The 14,422-nt window shown below is 60.6% G+C and carries 9 protein-coding genes; 3 read left to right on the top strand and 6 right to left on the bottom strand.

The window, feature by feature from the left end:
- Positions 1-59 precede the first annotated feature (59 nt).
- On the top strand, positions 60-2,441 hold the full coding sequence (locus PG897_RS20580; protein ID WP_201884961.1) for a beta-glucosidase: 2,382 nt from the start codon (positions 60-62) through the stop codon (positions 2,439-2,441).
- A 95-nt stretch (positions 2,442-2,536) separates the two neighbouring features.
- Here PG897_RS20580 and PG897_RS20575 read toward each other — a convergent pair whose 3' ends face one another.
- Both PG897_RS20575 and ppsA read right to left on the bottom strand, forming a co-directional pair.
- Positions 2,537-3,514: an AraC family transcriptional regulator gene (locus PG897_RS20575; protein WP_201885125.1), complete on the bottom strand. Its 978-nt coding sequence runs from the start codon at positions 3,512-3,514 to the stop codon at positions 2,537-2,539.
- 301 nt (positions 3,515-3,815) lie between these two features.
- Positions 3,816-6,194 carry a phosphoenolpyruvate synthase gene (ppsA, locus tag PG897_RS20570; RefSeq protein ID WP_201884960.1) on the bottom strand — a complete coding sequence of 793 codons (2,379 nt, stop codon included), beginning with the start codon at positions 6,192-6,194 and terminating at the stop codon, positions 3,816-3,818.
- 308 nt (positions 6,195-6,502) lie between these two features.
- On the opposite strand from ppsA, the gene ppsR reads away from it, so the two are divergent.
- The gene (gene ppsR, locus PG897_RS20565; RefSeq protein ID WP_005302533.1) at positions 6,503-7,315 is read left to right on the top strand and encodes a posphoenolpyruvate synthetase regulatory kinase/phosphorylase PpsR; all 813 of its coding nucleotides are present in this window, start codon (positions 6,503-6,505) and stop codon (positions 7,313-7,315) included.
- Positions 7,316-7,405: 90 nt separating this feature from the next.
- On the opposite strand, the gene PG897_RS20560 is transcribed toward ppsR, so the two are convergent.
- Positions 7,406-7,693: a hypothetical protein gene (locus tag PG897_RS20560; RefSeq protein WP_139752663.1), complete on the bottom strand. Its 288-nt coding sequence runs from the start codon at positions 7,691-7,693 to the stop codon at positions 7,406-7,408.
- A 362-nt stretch (positions 7,694-8,055) separates the two neighbouring features.
- Between PG897_RS20560 and PG897_RS20555 the strand changes: the two genes are divergently transcribed.
- Positions 8,056-9,432, top strand: a complete 1,377-nt coding sequence (locus PG897_RS20555; protein WP_005302537.1) for an amino acid permease — start codon at positions 8,056-8,058, stop codon at positions 9,430-9,432.
- Between the two features lie 225 nt (positions 9,433-9,657).
- Here PG897_RS20555 and PG897_RS20550 read toward each other — a convergent pair whose 3' ends face one another.
- From PG897_RS20550 to PG897_RS20540, 3 genes are all read right to left on the bottom strand, one after another.
- On the bottom strand, positions 9,658-10,362 hold the full coding sequence (locus tag PG897_RS20550) for an SIMPL domain-containing protein (protein WP_017783052.1): 705 nt from the start codon (positions 10,360-10,362) through the stop codon (positions 9,658-9,660).
- 56 nt (positions 10,363-10,418) lie between these two features.
- Positions 10,419-10,976, bottom strand: coding sequence for a hypothetical protein (locus PG897_RS20545; RefSeq protein ID WP_043169896.1), 558 nt, complete (start codon positions 10,974-10,976; stop codon positions 10,419-10,421).
- Positions 10,977-11,062: 86 nt separating this feature from the next.
- Positions 11,063-14,422 (bottom strand): type I secretion C-terminal target domain-containing protein (locus PG897_RS20540; protein WP_270829329.1); only part of this gene is annotated, 3,360 nt, incomplete at its 5' end.

Genomic DNA, 14,422 nt, shown 5'->3' with positions numbered 1-14,422 from the left:
TTGCGCCCGGTGTCGATATCTCCTTTTTATTTTTATTCAGACAGTTACGAGGACGTCTTATGCCTATCACCACAAAATTGAAAGCGGTTTCACTGGGTGTCAGCCTGGCGCTGGCCGGCCTGCTGGTCGGTTGCAACCAGAATGACTCGGATCCCCTGATCAAGGACGATGCCTATTACCGCGGCCAGGCCGAGGCCATGGTGGCCAGGCTGACCCTCGGCGAGAAGCTGGACCTGCTCTCCGGCCCCGGTTACGGCAGTGCCAACGGCGCCATCAACGTCAAGCAGGACGTGCCCGGCGTGGCGGGTTACATCAACGGCGTGCTGCGCAGCGCAGACGGCATCGACATTCCGGCCCTTAAACTGGCCGACGGGCCGGCCGGGGTGCGGATCAACGCCAACCGCGACGGTGACAGCGCCAGCTACTACGCCACCGCCTGGCCCATCGGCTCGCTGCTCGCCTCCAGCTGGGACGTCAAGCTGGTCAAGGCCGTCGGCGAAGCCATGGGGGACGAGGTGCGCCAGTACGGGGTCGACATCCTGCTGGCCCCGGGCATGAACATCCAGCGCAACCCGCTCAATGGCCGCAACTTCGAGTATTACTCGGAAGACCCTCTGCTCACCGGCAAAATCGGCGCTGCCATGGTCAACGGGGTGGAGAGCAACGGGGTGGGCACCACCATCAAGCACTACTTCGGCAACAACTCAGAGACCAACCGCAACCAGATCAACGACATCGGCGAACCGAGAACCTTCCGCGAGATCTATCTGCGCGGCTTCCAGATAGCGGTGGACGAGGCCCAGCCCTGGGCGGTGATGACCTCCTACAACAAGGTCAACGGCACCTATGTCAACGAACGCAAGGATGCGGTGACCGACCTGCTGCGCGGCGAATGGAAGTTCGACGGCCTGGTGATGTCCGACTGGTTTGCCGGCGATGTGGCCAACAACGCCTACAAGCAGGTGCTGGCGGGACAGGATTTGATCGAGCCGGGCAACGTCAAGGAGCAGTTGCAGCAATCCATCGAGCAGGGCGATATTGACGAGGCCAAGGTGAACGAGGCCGCCATCCACATCCTGACCCAGGTGATGAAGAGCCCCTCCTACAACCAGCTGGCCATCAGCAACAGCCCGGATCTGACCGCCCACGCCAAACTGGCCCGTCAGGCCGGCGCCGAGAGCATGGTGCTGCTGCGCAACGAGGCCGCGGCCCTGCCGCTGGCGGCAAGCAGCAGCCTGGCCAGTTTTGGCATCAACCAGATCAACACCTACAAGGGCGGCACCGGCAGCGGGGATGTGAACGCCGCCAGCACCACCACCATCGCGCAGGGACTGGCAGCACGCTTCCCGGTCAACGAGGCGTTGCAGAGCTACTACCGCGATTTTTACGAGAACAACAAGGTCTATCACGAGGGGCAATTTGGCGCCAAAGGCTACTACACCTGCGCCGAGGCACCGATTAGCGGCGAGCTGGCAGCCCTGATCGCCAATGCGGCCACCACCCAGCAAGCCGCCGTCATCAGCATCGGCCGCCAGGCCGGGGAAGGGGCAGATCGCAGCAGCGGCAAGGGGGACTATCTGCTCGGCGATGACGAGCGCGCCCTCATCGACGCGGTGAGCAGCGCCTTCCACGCCCAGGGCAAGAAGGTGGTGGTGGTGCTCAACGTCAACGGCGTCATCGACACCGCCCAGTGGCGCGACAAGGTGGATGGCATCCTGCTGGCCTACATGGCTGGCCAGGAGACCGGCCATGCGGTGGCGGACGTGCTCTCCGGCGCGGTCAACCCGAGCGGCAAGCTGGCCCAGAGCTTCCCGCACAGCTACGCCAGCGTGCCCTCCGCCGGCACCTTCCCGGGTGAGGACACCGACGGGGATGGCGAACCGGACGATCTCTACTACAACGAGGGGATCTACGTGGGCTACCGCTACTACAGCACCTTCGAGCAGGCGGTCTCCTACCCGTTCGGCTTCGGTCTCTCCTACACCAGCTTCAGCTACACCAGCCCCGCCATCACCAGCAATACCCTGGAGGGTGGCAGCGCCGGCAACCTGGTGCTGACCGCCACCATCACCAACACCGGTGCCGTGGCAGGCAAGGAGGCGGCCCAGGTCTATGTGACCGCCCCCGAGGTCAAGCTGAAGAAACCGCTCATCGAGCTCAAGGCCTTTGCCAAGACGGCGCAACTGGCACCGGGGGCCAGCGAACAGCTGAGCTTCACCATTCCGGCCAGCATCCTTGCCAGCTTCGATGAGGCCAGCAACCAGTGGATCGTGGAGCCGGGTCGCTACAGCGCCTACATCAGCCCCTCGTCGGATGTCTTTGCCAGCACGCCGGTCAGCTTCACGGTGAGCAAGGAGATAGTGGTGAGCAACACCACGCCAGGGGCACTGGCACTGCCGGCCGGAGTGGATCCTGCCAACGTCACCACCATCACTCGCTAATAGAGGCAGGCACGGCCGGGCTCCCAGCCTGGCCTTGCCCGACAATTGCCCAGCAATGACCCGACCACGGGACCGGCCTTGTGCCGGTCCCGTTTTTATTGGCGGGCGTTGCGATAGGCCAGCGGCGTCATCCGGGTGTTGGCCTTGAAGAAGCGGTTGAAAGCGCTTTGAGAGGAGAAGCCGACCCGATCGCTGATGTTCTGCAGCGGCTGATCCCCCTCGCCCAGCAAGCGGCAGGCTTCGCTCACCCTCGCGTCCCTCAGCAGGGTCGAGAAGCTGCTCCCCTCCCCCTGCAATTTGCGATTCAGGGTCCAGCGGCTGACGTTCATGGCGGCGCACACCTCCTTAAGCAGGCTCTCGTCGCTCTCCAGCTCCCCTTCCCGGATCTTGTGCCGGATCCGCTCCCCCACCAGACAGGCAAAGGGGGCTCGCTCGGCGATGTCGGCGCAGATCTGCGCCAGCTGGGCCAGTTGCAGATGACCCAGCGGCTCGTTATAGCAGTGGCTGGGGCAGTCGAGCTGGGCGTTGTCGATGGTCAGGGTGTTTTCCCCCTGCTCCCAGCGACAACGGGTTCCAAAGAATTGATCCAGCAGCTGATGGCGCGGTGGCGGTCGCCCCGTGAAGCCCACCGAGACCCGGGGATCCGCCAGATAGACCCGCAAAATCCGGTAGAGCATGATGAAGTTGGGGATGGCCTGACTCGCCCCCAGGCTGGCGGGCCCCTGATTGACATACAGGTATTGGCTGGCCTGCGCCCCCCGCCGCACCCGCAGCTCGTCACAACTGCCGATGATGGGGCGGTAGGCCAGCAGCACCTCGAGCGCCGCCCGCGGCGAGGGCTGGTTCAGGCACAGGCTGATGAGCGGCGGATAGTGCTGGTAGAGCTGGCCGATATCGTAGGAGAGGATGGTTTCGTGAAAACTGGCCAGATAGGGCTGCATCAGTTGCAGCATCCGGTAGTGGCTGTGGGCCGGCAGCCTGCCCTGTTCCCGCTCGATGTCGAACGACGTGAGACCGCCCGCCATCAGAATGGCATGAGGATCGCCCCCCTGCTGCTGGCAGGCGCCCAGCATTCGTCTGATCACCTGGTTTGATACGCTCTGTGACATCTGCCGTCCTGGCCTCCGTGCTGACAGGAAACTGCTCGTGATCCCCCGGCCCGCCACTGCCGGAGGGCCTGCCACCCCGTGCAGCGGGCTGGCGGGACCATTATGGGGCGGTTGCAAAGCGGGCAGATGTAACGGAGTGTAAAAGCACGCGTCAGCGCGCCATTTTGGGCACATGTGGCCGCCATATCGGACCAGTTGCGTCAGGTTCGGTCATGAAAAATGGCGCCCGTGGGCGCCATTTTGGTGGGGGGGTGTGCAGCCTGCGTCAGTTCGCCTTGTGCTGCTCGGCCAGATAGAGCCAGGTATCGACCACGGTATCCGGGTTGAGCGACACAGAGTCGATGCCCTGCTCGACCAGCCAGGCGGCAAAGTCCGGGTGATCGGATGGCCCCTGGCCGCAGATCCCCACGTACTTGCCCGCCTTGCGGGCAGCGGCAATGGCCATCGCCAGCAGCGCCTTGACCGCCTCGTTGCGCTCGTCGAACAGGTGGGCGATAAGCCCCGAGTCCCTGTCAAGTCCAAGCGTCAGCTGGGTCATGTCGTTGGAGCCGATGGAGAAGCCGTCCACGTGCTCGAGGAACTTGTCTGCCAGCAGGGCGTTGCTCGGGATCTCGCACATCATGATCACCTTGAGCCCCCGCTCGCCACGGCGCAGACCGTTCTCGGCCAGGATCTCGATCACCTGCTCCGCCTCGCCCACGGTGCGCACGAAGGGGATCATCACCTCTACGTTGGTCAGCCCCATGACATCGCGCACCCGCTTGATCGCCTCGCATTCGAGGGCAAAACAGGGGCGGAAGCTGTCGGCGATATAGCGCGACGCACCGCGAAAACCGATCATCGGGTTCTCTTCGTGAGGCTCGTAGTCACGACCGCCCACCAGGTTGGCGTACTCGTTGGACTTGAAGTCCGACATCCGCACGATCACCCGCTCCGGCCAGAAGGCGGCGGCCAGGGTGGCGATGCCCTCGGTCAGCTTGGCGACATAGAACTCGCGCGGGCTCTCGTAGCCGGCGATCATCTTGCCGATGGTGGCCTTGAGCTCGGGGCTCTGGCTGTCGAACTCCAGCAACGCCTTGGGATGCACCCCGATCATCCGGTTGATGATGAACTCTAGGCGAGCCAGTCCGACACCGGCGTTGGGCAGCTGGGCGAAGTCGAATGCTCTGTCCGGGTTGCCGACGTTCATCATGATCTTGATGGGCAGGCGCGGCATGTTGCCCACCTCGGTCACCGCCACGTCGAAGTCGAGCTCGCCGTCGTAGATGAAACCGGTATCCCCTTCCGCGCAGGAGACGGTAATGAGCTGGCCCGGTTCAATGCGCTTGGTGGCATCACCGCAACCCACCACCGCCGGAATGCCCAGTTCGCGGGCGATGATGGCGGCGTGACAGGTACGCCCGCCCCGGTTGGTGACGATGGCGGAGGCCCGCTTCATGATGGGCTCCCAGTCCGGGTCGGTCATGTCGGTGACTAGCACGTCGCCAGGCTGCACTTCGTCCATCTGGCTGATGGAAGAGATGACCCGTGCCGGACCTGCCCCGATCTTGTGGCCGATGGCTCGCCCCTCGATCAGCACCTTGCCCGCTTGCTTGAGGGCAAAACGCTCGAGGGTGTTGGCCTCCTGGCGGCTGCGCACGGTTTCCGGACGCGCCTGGACGATGTAGAGCTTGCCATCCTGCCCGTCCTTGGCCCACTCGATGTCCATCGGGCGGCCGTAGTGCTGCTCGATGATGAGTGCCTGCTTGGCCAGCTCCATCACCTCGGCATCCGTGATGCAGAAACGGCTGCGCTCGGCCTCATCGGTGTCGACGATCTGCACCTGGCGGCCGTGGCTGGCATCGCCGGAATAGGTCATCTTGATGAGCTTGGAGCCGAGGGTCTTGCGCACCACCGCCGGGCGTCCTGCCTTGAGGGTCGGCTTGTGCACGTAGAACTCGTCGGGGTTGACGGCGCCCTGCACCACCATCTCGCCAAGGCCCTGGGCGCCAGTGATGAACACCACGTCGTTGAAACCCGACTCGGTATCCAGGGTGAACATGACGCCGGAGGCGGCGAGATCCGAGCGCACCATGCGCTGTACCCCGGCCGACAGGGCGACGCCCTTGTGGTCATAGCCCTGATGCACCCGATAGGAGATGGCGCGATCGTTGAACAGTGAAGCAAACACATGCTTGACGGCAATCATGACGGCGTCGATGCCGCGCACGTTGAGGAAGGTCTCCTGCTGGCCGGCAAACGAAGCATCCGGCATATCCTCGGCAGTGGCGGAGGAGCGCACCGCAAAGGAAGCGTCAAGCCCGCCGCTGAGCTTGTCGTAGGCAACCCGGATCGCCTGCTCCAGCTCGCTCTGGAACGGGGCTTCAATCACCCAGTCACGGATCTGCTGGCCTGCCCGGTTGAGGGCGGCGATGTCGTCCACATCCAGGCTGTCGAGCAGATCGTGGATCTTGCCGTTGAGGCCGCTTGACTCCAGAAACTCGTTAAACGCAAAGGCGGTGGTGGCAAACCCGCCCGGCACGGAAACTCCGGCACCAGAGAGGTTGCTGATCATCTCGCCAAGGGATGCATTTTTGCCGCCAACTCGTTCTACGTCCTGCATTCCGAGTTGCTCGTACCAGAGTACGTACTGTTGCACTTGCATGTCTCCAGGTTGGTGGGCACTGTGCCGCCATGGCACCTTGTGCGCCAGTTTATGTGCGTTATTGTCTGTTTCTACTGTTGCCAACGACCATGAAAACGTTTTCTACTTATTGTCAAAAAAATCCCCGAGCAAGATTTGGGGATGGTCGAATGACACAGACATTCTACAATGCCAACACAAAAAGGTAACGACTCAGGTTTGCAAGCCACTTCACAACTTGGGCACGGCAGACCGGTTGACAAAAACGATATGGTTTCGAGAGATACTTCTTGCCAGCCAGCTCGCCGACCCCCTCACAGGAGCCCCCAGTGCACACCGTATTCTATGTTTCAGACGGCACCGCCATCACAGCCGAAGTGTTCGGCCATGCCGTGTTGAGCCAGTTTCCGCTGGCCTTCGAGCAGATCACCATCCCCTTTGTCGAAACCTTGGAGAAGGCGCGCCAGGTACGGATGCGCATCGACGAGCAGTTCCGCCAGACCGGGGTACGCCCCATTTTGTTCCACACCATCGTCGATCATCAGGTGCGCGAGGAGGTGCTCAAGGCCCAGGCCAGCAGCCACGACTTTCTCAATACCTTCGTCAGCCCGCTGGAGCACGAGCTCGGAGTAAAAGCCGAGCCCAGGCTGCACCGCACTCACGGCATGGAGAACCGCAAGCTCTATGACGATCGCATCGAGGCGGTCAACTTCGCGCTGGCCAACGACGATGGCATCACCACCAAGGAGTATGAGGAGGCCGACATCATCCTGATCGGGGTCTCCCGCTGCGGCAAAACGCCGACCAGCCTCTATCTGGCGCTGCAGTTCGGCATTCGCGCCGCCAACTACCCCTTCATCGAGCAGGACATGGGGGTCCTGGATCTGCCGGCCGCCCTCAAGGCCAATCGTCACAAGCTGTTCGGCCTCACCATCGCCCCCCAGCGGCTGCACGAGATCCGCAACCAGCGCCGCGCCAACAGCCGCTACTCCTCGCTGGAACAGTGCGAACAGGAGCTGGCCTGCGTCGAGCGGCTGTTTCGCCAGGAGGCGATCCGCTTCCTCGACACCAGCTCCCACTCGGTTGAGGAGATCAGCGCCAAGATCCTCGAGGCCACCGGCCTGCGTCGTCAGCTTTATTGAGAAACGCCGCGCGCCGGCAAGCTGGTGATACGGCAAACGACCATGAAAAAGCGCCGGATACATCTGTATCCGGCGCTTGTGGACTGAACCTCAACGGGATTGGGAGCCCGAGCGGTTCAGCTCTCTGTTGTTCATCAGCATGGCGTAGAAGTTGAGCACACCGTGACGCCGCCGTACCCGTTCAGTCAGCCAGAGGGCCGGCAGCAGGCCGATGGCACCGGCGCTCAACAAGACAGCCCGCAGGTGCATCACCAGATAGTCATCACCCTGTACGGCCCACACCAGCAGGCATCCCGCCGCCATGGTCAGCAACAGGGGCGAAAGCCACACGGTCAGCCACAGCGCGACGGCCAGCAAACTGCCAATAATACGTTGCATGAAGCGCATCCTTGTTGCACGGGAGGCTTCATAAAACAGGAAATACCAGAAGAGTCAACCGAGCAGCATTCGATTGCTCACAATACAACCAAACACTTCCCTGCCAGCTTCATCGCTCCCTAAAAACCTGCCTTTCGCCGAAAAAACCAGCGAATGATGAGGAAAATAGGTGCATCAGCGATGGATTATCACTATTCTGCTTCCGTTGGTAGTCGCCATAAAAAACAGAAAGCGACCAGCCGTAACGAAATAAATACGGATTTCGTCACGTTTCAGGCACGCTTTGCCGTGCACGGTCACATGGAGTGACCCGACGGACGAGATGACAGACGAATGACTTCAGAAGACGTAAGGAAGGAAGAATGGATCTTCAACAAAACGGCGAGGAGCTGAAACGCGGTTTGAAAAACCGCCATATCCAGCTCATCGCACTGGGCGGCGCCATCGGCACCGGCCTGTTTCTCGGCATTGCCCAGACCATCAAGATGGCGGGCCCCTCCGTGCTGCTTGGCTATGCCATCGGCGGTTTTATCGCCTTCCTGATCATGCGCCAGCTGGGCGAGATGGTGGTGGAAGAGCCGGTAGCCGGCTCCTTCAGCCACTTCGCCTACAAATACTGGGGTGACTTCGCCGGCTTTGCCTCCGGCTGGAACTACTGGGTGCTCTATGTGCTGGTGAGCATGGCCGAGCTGACCGCGGTGGGCATTTATGTCCAGTACTGGTGGCCCGAGATCCCGACCTGGATGTCGGCGGCCTTCTTCTTCGTGCTGATCAACGCCATCAACCTCTCCAACGTCAAGGCGTTTGGCGAGATGGAGTTCTGGTTTGCCATCATCAAGGTGGTGGCCATCATCGGCATGATTGGCTTCGGCGGCTACCTGCTGGCCAGCGGCAACGGCGGCCCGGACGCCAGCATCAGCAACCTCTGGGCCCAGGGCGGCTTCTTCCCCAACGGCATCAGCGGTCTGGTGATGGCGATGGCGGTGATCATGTTCTCGTTCGGCGGGCTCGAGCTGGTCGGCATCACGGCCGCCGAGGCCGACAATCCCGAGAAGAGCATCCCCAAGGCCACCAATCAGGTGATCTACCGGATCCTCATCTTCTACATCGGCGCCCTGGCCGTGCTGATGTCCCTCTACCCCTGGGGCAAGGTGGTAGAAGGCGGCAGTCCCTTCGTCATGATCTTCCACGCACTGGACAGCAATCTGGTGGCCACCGTGCTCAACATGGTGGTACTGACCGCAGCCCTGTCGGTTTACAACAGCTGTGTCTACTGCAACAGCCGCATGCTGTTTGGTCTGGCCAAGCAGGGCAACGGCCCGCGCAGCCTGCTCAAGACCAACAAGAGCGGTGTGCCTGTGGTGGCCATCTCCGTCTCCGCGGCGGCAACCCTGCTGTGCGTACTCATCAACTACCTGATGCCGGGCAAGGCGTTCGAGCTGTTGATGGCGCTGGTGGTCTCCGCCCTGGTCATCAACTGGGCCATGATAAGCCTTGCGCACCTGAAGTTTCGCAAGAGCAAGCAGGCCGAAGGCGTGGTTCCCAAGTTCAAGGCGTTCTGGTACCCGTTCGGCAACTACCTCTGCCTCGCCTTCATGGCCGGCATCCTGGTCATCATGTACCTGACCCCGGGCATCCAGATCTCGGTACTGCTCATCCCGGTCTGGATCATCGTGCTGGCCATCGGCTATCAGTTCAAGCAGAAGCGCCAGGCTCGCGTCGCGGCCAACTTGGGTTGATGGTATCAACTTCATCGCCCCTCCGCGAACCAACATCCATATCGGCCCCCCCTCTTCACCTATGCAGATGACACCATATGCAGATGGCCCAAGGCCAGGGTCAGCCTCAAGTGCGGGCCGACACAGCCCGCCAAAGTCTGCTTGCAAGAAGGCTTCTCCCTGAAAGCAACAAGCCCGAGACACTGGGCTCGGGCTTGGAGACGACAAGGGGCGAAAGCCGCTGGATTATTCCAGCAGGAAGACGGCTTCCACGTTGTCGGTAATGCTGATCTGCTGCTGTTGATAGCTGTTTTCCATCATGTCGGCGGCGGGCGACATGGCGGCAGCCTTGAGGGCCCGGCTGTAGATCGGCATGGGGGTATTGTTGCGATATTCGACGCTGTAAACCTTGCCGAGCTTCATGCCAAATGCCTTGGCCAGCGACTCCGCCTTGCTTCTGGCATCCTCAACCGCACCGAGGCGAGCCTGTTCTTTCATGGCTTGCGGTGTCTTTAGGCCGTATTCAATCTGGGAAACGGACTCCAGCCCGGCCTTGAGCGCGGTGTCCATCAGCTCGCTCAGCTTGTCGAGTTGATAGAGCTTGACCGCCAGCTGGCGCTGGGCACGATAACCCACCAGTTCCGGCTTCTTGTTCTGCGGATACTGATACTCCGGGGAGATCACCAGATTGCCCGCCTCAACGTCAGTGCGCTTGATGCCCAGCCCTTCGAGCTGACCAAAGAAGGCGGCGACCTTGCCATCCACCTGCTGTTTGGCCTTGATGCCCTGTTTCTCCAGCGCTGTCACGGAGACATTCAGGGTCAGCATGTCGGGCTCTGCTTTTTGCTCGGCATAGCCGCTCACCACCAGATGGGGAGCCTGCGGCACTTCGATGGCAAACAGGGGAGCACTGACCACCAGAGCGGACAGGGTAAGAAGGGGACGCCACATAAAAAAAGACCTCAATCTATTGGAGTGAGGTCATTATGCCCGTCGCCGAATGGGATTCATATATCGTGCAACGGCGGGATCTGATCCAGTACCTGATTGGTCATGTCGATATTGATGCTGATCTCACTGCCAGCCGGCTCCGGATGGCCAGCCGTTACGGGGGAGGCACTGCGGGAGCTGAGCAGCACATCATCATCAAAGTGGAAGGAGTCCCACGACAGAACGTGTCCGGCCAGCGGGGTGACCGGGTCTGCCATGGTATCCACCGTCAGAGGGGCGCAGTCGATGTTGTCGGAATGACCGAGCAGATCCTGCAGGCTGATATCGCTCAGACTTTGCAGCGTATACTCCTGCTCCCCCTGCTCATGGCCAACCAGCACCATCATATGAGGTGGCTGCTCACCCCGGGCCGGCGTGAAGGAAATGGTTGCCGCAGCAAAGTCCACATTCAGTGAACCCGCCACCTCGCCATCATCGCTCTCCAGATCCAGCGCATCAATCCGATCACCCGCCATCGTGGCGTGATAGCCAAACTGGCCGGTACAGGTAATGCTGCCCTGCCCGTCCCAGCTGTAGCGAATGCCATCGATATCGATCCAATTAAATGACTGCATGGTGACCCTCTCCTGTACTGCCGCTATCTTAGCCGCCCCCTCAGTCAAAAAACAGGGGCCAGGCATGGCCCGGCCCCGTTCGCTGGTTACGGATCAACCTTGAGGTTGCCGTCATCCAGCAGCTGCTTGATGATGTCGTGGTTGGTTGTGAGCCCTCCGTTTTGATCCAGATCCAGGTTGCCCTGGAACTGGACGGTCAATTGAGAGCCACCACTCGCCGATCCGTTCGTGTCTATGGTCAGCTTGTTGGTCGTGGTGTCGAACTGCAGATAGTTGTTGAGCACCGTGGCCAGATCATTGTTGTTGAACCCCGAGGGGACACCGACCAGCAGATCCGACAGATCCAGCACATCCCCCCCGTTGGACGGGTTGCCCAGCGTGAAGTCGGTAATGGTGTCGGTACTGCCATCCGCATCGCCAGCAATCCACTTGAAGGTATCGCTGCCAGCGCCCCCCGTCATGGTGTCGCTGCCCAGACCACCGATCAACAGATCGTTGCCATCTCCTCCTTGCAATATGTCGTTGCCAATTCCGCCGATCAGGGTGTCATTGCCGGATTCCCCATAGAGGGTATCGTTGCCGCTGCCACCATCCAGCACATCATTGCCCGACCCGCCAACCAGGGTGTCTTTGCCTCCCATCCCGTACAGCAGATCATCACCATCACCACCCGACAGGATGTTGTCCAGGCTGTTGCCCGTGATGCTGTCTCCAAAGTCGGACCCGATGGCATGCCCTTGCGTACTGGTCAGGGTCACATTCACCGCGCTGGCGGAGTCTTCGTAGTCCACGGTAAAGGGGGCATCCGGCAGCAGGCTCAGACCGATGTTGCTGTGAACGGCATCGCCATCGCCGTCTGTCAGTGTGACCGGCAACTGCAAGTTGACCGGAATACCCGGAGTCGCCACGCTGGAGCCGAAGTCGCCAATCTTGAAGGTGCTCCCTGCGGCATAGTGGAACTCCAGGCTGTTGTAACCATCTGCGGTATACGCCGCCAGTTTGGTATTGGAGATCACCCCGGCAACTGTCGCGACATAAGCCACACCAGCGGTCGGATCGTCATCGGTAAAGTTGACCGTGAAGCTGTGGCCTCCCACCGAGACAACCTGGGACATGCCGGCTCCGATACTGACAATCCTGGTTGAACCGTTATAGCTGATCGCCACGGCGGTCAGTGACTCCTTGTTGCCATCGCCAATATCGTTGTCATTGTCCACATCCTGACGGGCTACCAGTTTTACACTGGAGCTGCTATTGATCGCCGTAAACATGGCGGAGGCACCATTTACATCGTAGTGAGCCTCAAAGGCATGGGTCTGGTTCGCCAGGACGCCGTAGGAGCCACCACTGACCGGGTTGCCGGTCAGATCGATGACAAAGTCTATCCGCATCGCCTCACCCGACCCGACGGATGAACCGCTACTGATCCCCCCCGTGTTGGCAGAGGTGTTGACGGTACCGCCATCCACACCATTGGTCATCGCCGTCAGCAGCAGATCCTTGCTGTTGTCATTCGCTGCCGTATTAAAACCGGCCCAGGATGCATTGCCGCCAACGAAGTCGTAACCCCCGCCGTTGAAGTCGATGGTGGTTTGCCCGCCGTCCACTTCGCCAATCATCTGGATCTGATAAGTCCCGGATGCAGGTTGCAGGGTGGCAATGAACACGGTGCCGGCCGCCGTTGTAGCGGTCAGGGTGATACCATCCGACGACAAGGCATAGGTGATGGGCAAGCCACCCGAGGTCAGGCCACTGCTGCCATTCAGACTGCTGTCAAAGCGGATCGAACCACCATCAGCCCCGTAGTTGTTCAACAGCGAGCCATCGCCATCCAGCAGGAAGGTCTCAGTAAGCCCGGACTGGTTCAACATGACTCCCATTGCGGGCGTCATGACAAGGGGCACATCATCTTCAACCTGCACGATGAAATCCCGTACCAGAGTCACATTGTCCGGTCCTTCATGGGCAGTGATCGCACTGGAGAGGTTCAACGCCTTCAGTTCCAGATCATTGCCATCAGCCTGAGCATGATCTATCGGCCCCTGCAGGGTGAAGGTGTAATCACCATCCGCCTCCACCGCCAGCGTAAAGATCGGTTTGCTGCCGGCCATGGCCACCAGGGTATCCACCCCGACACCATGAACGATGCTGTAGGTGATCGGCACACCGCCTGAGGTCAACGCCGGCAAGCCGGCTGTGCTGCCAACACCGAAACTGACGCCGGCACTGTCAATCACCATATGGGCCAGTGAGCCGCCCACGGTTGTCAGGGACGGGTCGTTGCCAGGCAAGCCGGTGGGCAAACCATCCTCGAACACGGAGGCCGTGATCGGTGTGGTATCCAGCACCAGTATCTTCAGCAAGGCACTGGAGGTGTCACCATCTGCATCCACTATGGTGTAGGTAAAGGTCTCCAACGTATCCACTGCTACATCATTGGGCGGTGTGTAGGAGTAGGAACCGTCGGCATTGACCACCAACTGGCCACCCAGAGGCGTAGTCATGGGACCCGTTGTTCCTCCTTGCACCAGGAAGGTCACGACATTGCCATTGATGCTGTCGGCAACCCCCACATACGCAGCCGGATTGCTGACGGTGAAGCTGACCTGGAACACAGTTGCGGGGGCATCCGCGCCTGCACTGTCCACGCCGGCAGTCGCATCCACATCCGTGATCACATTGCCAGTGGCAGGAGGCGGCACAGTCGCCTGCAAAGTGGCATCCAGGTCATAGATATTGTTGACCAGCGTCACCGCATCCCCGTTGTCCTCCACCAGTCCCAGCTGGGCGATCGCCGAAGCATTGCCGCTCACGTTCAGACCAACGGCGTAAACTTCAACGTTGTTGTTGTTCACAAAGCTGGTCCAGCCGGCGGGGACATTGCCTTCATTGGGCGCACCATCCGACAGGAAATAGACCTTGGTTTCATACCCGGCCAAGGCAGGGTTTGCCAAATCCGTTGTCAGTTGATTCTGTGCCAGTACCAAGGGGGCATTGTAGTTGGTACCACCGCCATCCGTTGGCAAACCAGAAATGCTGGCCTTGGCCACATCAGGATCACTGGTTTGCGGGATCAGGACTGCACCACTGGCAAAATCAATGACCGTAATGACCAATGGAACCCCCAGCGCCACATACGATTCGATCATGTGGTTCAGGGCATCTTTGGCCAGTTCCAGACGGTTTGGCGAGCCATTTGACGTCGTACCTATCTGCCACAACATGCTGCCCGAGGTATCGATCACCATCACGAGGTTGAAAGGCGGCAAGCCCGCCTCAGTAATGACGATGCTGTTGTCCTTGGCTGTCGGCACATCGTCCTCAAAGTTGATGTTGCCGCCCAGGTCCGCACTCACCGTCCCGGTCGCGGTGTCGTTGTCGCCATCCACCACCGTCACGGTCGCACTCAGCAGCACCTTGCCATTGGCCAGGCTGATGAGGTTGTT

The organism is Aeromonas sp. QDB20 (assembly GCF_027707805.1).
In the GTDB taxonomy this organism is placed as follows: domain Bacteria; phylum Pseudomonadota; class Gammaproteobacteria; order Enterobacterales; family Aeromonadaceae; genus Aeromonas; species Aeromonas dhakensis.
The sequence above is the reverse complement of the archived record's forward strand: the minus strand, read 5'-3'. Positions and strand labels throughout refer to the sequence as shown.